Consider the following 3,508-nt stretch of genomic DNA (forward strand, 5'->3'; position numbering starts at 1 on the left):
TACTGTCTTATCTCTTTTTTTACTTAAAGCCTTGATAGACTTGACAAATGGTAGAAAAGAGCCATTTTTTGTCTAACTTTTGGGGTGCAGTTCACAAATCCCATGGGATTTGTGCAGTCTTTTCCATCATATGAAAATCGTTCTAAGAATATTCTTTCATTCGATATCTATCACTTATCATCTTCTTTTGAGAAATTAGCGACTGCTTTTAGATGATTAATCTTCTTTTCTTCGACCTACATATAGGCTCAATAGAATACCGCTACCTAGAAGAACAAAGATATAATCAGATTGGCTTCCAGTTTCAGGTAATTTGTCCCCATGGTTTTCTTTAACTGTAGTTGGTACTTCTGGGTTAGCATTTACTGGACTTGCTGGTTGAGCCGATGTTGGCACTACAGGTTGTTCTGGAACCACTGGTACTGGTTGGACCGGTACTTCTGGTGTCGGAACAACTGGAGTTGGTTGTACTGGCACTTCTGGCGTCGGTACATTTGGTGTTGGTTGTACTGGTACTGTTGGAATATCTAATTCTGGTACTTCAGTAACTTCAGGCATACCTGGTACTCCACCATTGAATTCTGGCAATTCATTAACCTCTGGCATTCCTGGAACACCACCGTTGAATTCTGGCAATTCGTGAACTGGTGGTTCTGGCATTGCAAACGTTGGTCTTTCTGGCACATTACGTGTTGGAGGAACTGGTTTGTCATTTGATGGTGTTACCGGTTTGTCTTGGCATCCACATTTACCATCTTTGCCATCTTTACCGTCACGTCCATCGCGACCATCTTTACCGTCTTTAACAACTGTTTTCGTCACAGTTCCGTCAGAATTGATGATTGTGATTGTATGACTACCATTTCCATTATCTTCAACAGAAACTTTTGGTGATTTACCATCTTTACCGTCTTTAATCACCATTTCTGTCTTACTTCCATCTGGATTAATAATTGTAACAACGTGAGTTCCGTCGTTATTATTTTTAACAGTTACAGTTGGTGAAACGCCATCTTTACCGTCTTTACCATCTTTGATAATAGATTTGTATTGACGACCATCAGAATCTATGATTGTTAATGTGTGAGTTCCGTCTCCGTTATCAACGATGTTCGCTTTTGGTGATTTACCATCAAAGATTGTAGTTGTAGTTTCTTTACCATCAGCTCCTGTCACTTTAATAGTGTGTGAACCGTTGTTGTTATCAATCACTTCAAGTTTTGGTTCTTTACCATCACGAACTGTAGTTGTTGTAGTTGTACCGTCTGAGTTCACAACTGTGATAGTGTGAGTTCCATCTCCGTTATCCACAACCTTAGCAGTTGGTGATTTACCATCACGAACTGTGGTTTCAGAAACAGTACCATTACCGTTTTCTACACGAATTGTGTAAGTACCATCATGGTTGTCAGTAACAGTCGCTACTGGTGACTTACCATCTTTAATGATTGTTTCAGTAGTTGTGCCGTCACCATTTAGAACTGAGATCTTATGAGTTCCATTTTGTTCATCAGTTATAGTAACTTTTGGTGATTTACCATCACGAACTGTGGTTTCAGTTGTCACACCTTCTGGATTTGTAATAACGATTGTATGACTTCCGTCTCCATTATCACGAACAGATGCGGTTGGAGTACGTCCATCAACACCGTCACGACCATTCTTAACAACAAACTCATTCTTCGTTCCGTCTGGGTTAGTGATTGTTACTCTGTGGCTTCCATCTGGATTTTCTGTTGTAGTTGCTGTTGCAGCTTTACCGTCTTTACCATCTTTGATGATAGCGTTGGTAACATTACCGTCTCCATCCGTAACTTTAACAGTGTGAGTTCCATCGTTGTTATCAGTCACTTCAACTTTTGGAGTCTTACCATCTTTACCATTCTTAACAACTGTTTCTTTAGTTGTTCCATCTGGATTTGTTACAGTGATTGTGTGGCTTCCATCTGGATTTTCTGTTGTAGTGATATTGGCAGTTTTACCGTCTTTACCATCTTTAACTTTAGTTGTTGATTCAGAACCATCAGGGTTTCTAACAGTAATAGAGTGTGTTCCATCTCCATTGTCCGTTACATTTACAACTGGTGATTTACCGTCTGCTCCATTAGCTCCGTTTTCACCTTTTTCACCTTTTTCGCCTTTGTCGCCTTTTTCACCGGCTACTCCTTGAGGTCCACGGATATTACCAATCTTGTTCCAAGAACCATTTTCTTTCTTGTAAACATCACCTGTATTGGCGTCGATATAAGTATCACCGTCTTTACCATCATTAGCAGTTGGGGCAGTAACTCCACTTAGTAATTCAGCACCGTTACGTCCATTTGTACCAGAAGCTCCATCTGTACCATTACGTCCATTTGTACCATTCAAGATATCACTTGTACCAATTAATTCATCCACACCTGGATCGTATTTACCGTTACCATTATTATCATAGTATGCTGTAATACGAGTACCATTTACTGGTTGTGAATCTGTTGCATCTGTAGTTGTTGGTTGTACTGTTTCTGATGACTCAGTTGCACTTCTATCTTCATCTGGTAATGCTCTTCTATTTCTTGCACTTCTTGATGTTCCAGAAGGTTGTGAATTAGAAGTTGATCCAGCACCTCTTCTAACTGCTTCCACCAATGCATTTAAGTCAATAGTTGGTGTACGTCCATCTTTACCATTCTTACCATCTTTTACTGTAAAGGTTACTGGATCTTTACCTGGTGTTGTGATAGTTACAAGAGTGCTTTGACCATCTTGTCCACGTTGAGTAGTGATTGTAGGAGTTTGGCCATCCTGACCGGTTGCACCAGTTTCTCCCTTAGCACCATCTTTAACAAAGACTGTAGTTGGTTGTGAACCATCATGGTTATCAACAGTGATTTCTACACCTTTATGACCGTCTTCATCCTTACGAACAGCTGTTACTGTTGGAGAGACTCCGTCCACTCCATCTTTAATAACTGCAAGAGGTTTTTCAGGGTTCAATGGCTGACCTGGATGTGCTGGATCTTCTTGGTAAACTTTAGTTTCTTTACCATCTTTGACAGTAAGCAATGATTTACCATCACGTCCGTCCGCACCTTTAGCACCATCTTTAATCATTTCAGAACCTAGAAGTTCATCAGTTCCTGGAGTATACTTACCATCATTGTTTTCATCAGTATAGAATGTCACAATTGTATGAGATGGATTGCCGTTTTGTCCTTCGACACGAAGCAAATCAACTTTTGGAGTTTTACCGTTCAGACCATTTTCTCCGTCCTTAACATTTACTGTAACTGGATCTTTACCTGGAACAGTGAATGTAATGTCGGTACTATGACCATCTTTACCTGGAGTTACAGTTACTTCTGGAGTCTTACCATCTTCTCCACGTTCACCTTTATCACCCTTAGGTCCCTTGATGTTGCCTTCTTTGTCCCAGTTGCCGTTATTCTTAACGAAGACGTCGCCTGTTTCGGTATTGACGTATTTATCGCCGTCTTTACCTTGAGTCGCGTCTGGATTAACTTTG

Annotated in this window: 1 protein-coding gene; it reads right to left on the minus strand. The window is 40.3% G+C overall.

Going from position 1 to position 3,508, the window contains the following annotated elements; genetic code table 11:
• Positions 1-216: 216 nt before the first annotated feature.
• Positions 217-3,508: LPXTG cell wall anchor domain-containing protein (locus ADF62_RS02390; protein WP_048787997.1), on the minus strand; the 3,292-nt coding region annotated here is incomplete at its 5' end.

The organism is Streptococcus sp. 1004_SSPC (assembly GCF_001069025.1).
Taxonomy (GTDB): Bacteria; Bacillota; Bacilli; order Lactobacillales; family Streptococcaceae; genus Streptococcus; species Streptococcus vestibularis.